Origin of the sequence: Bacillus fungorum (genome assembly GCF_002746455.1) — a bacterium.
Taxonomy (GTDB): domain Bacteria; phylum Bacillota; class Bacilli; order Bacillales; family Bacillaceae_G; genus Bacillus_A; species Bacillus_A fungorum.
This window is the reverse complement of sequence record NZ_NWUW01000151.1, coordinates 1-690: the sequence shown is the minus strand read 5'-3', so window position 1 is coordinate 690 and position 690 is coordinate 1. Positions and strand designations below refer to the sequence as shown.

The window sequence follows — 690 nt, the reverse complement described above, 5'->3', positions numbered from 1 at the left end:
TCATTCCGGAAAGAATTACATATACCCAGTACATACTTTTCGTCAATTTCCACTCGTACTTTTGGGCTTCTTGAATAATGGATTGTGGTAGATACATTCGAATCCCTTTGATATTCCTTAATTCCAAGCGCCTTTCTTCTTTCTCATTTTCTTGTACAAATTGAGAAAGGGCAGAACCTTTTGATTTTGTAAAAAGTAAAACCAAAAGAAAGACGCTACAGAATATCAAGAAAATACAGCTATAAATCAATATACTATGCAAGCTGTTTTACCTCCTTATGAGCAAGAAACGCTTCATATAAAGAAGAATCTACAGTAGTAGAAAGGAATTTCCTCTCCATTTCATCTGACATTTTCCCTTTCATTACATGCTCACCATGAATCTTTGTTATTTTCCCAGTCGTTTCATCTACTTCTATTTCATCTGGAATAAATTGAGTAAGTCGATTAAAGTGTACTTCACCGTCATAATAATCCCTCAACTCAATCATTTCAGTTATATACCGATTTCCATCATCCTTTTTCTCGAAAAAGACAATTACATCAAATGTCGATGAAATCAATTCATATAAATACTTAGCATCAATATTTGCTCCACTTTGCAGACACATTAACATAAGGCGTTTTACACCTTCAATTGCACTTCTTGTATGTACAGAAGTAAAACCAGAATGCCCTGTTTGGAAGAAA

At 33.8% G+C, this 690-nt stretch carries 1 protein-coding gene and 1 pseudogene; both read right to left on the bottom strand.

Annotated features, from left to right (window positions below):
* Positions 1-262 (bottom strand): annotated as a pseudogene (locus CO726_RS31175) (hypothetical protein); the annotation flags it as partial.
* Positions 255-690: P-loop NTPase family protein (locus CO726_RS31170; protein ID WP_169513133.1), on the bottom strand; the 436-nt coding region annotated here is incomplete at its 5' end. The pseudogene CO726_RS31175 and the gene CO726_RS31170, both read right to left, overlap by 8 nt.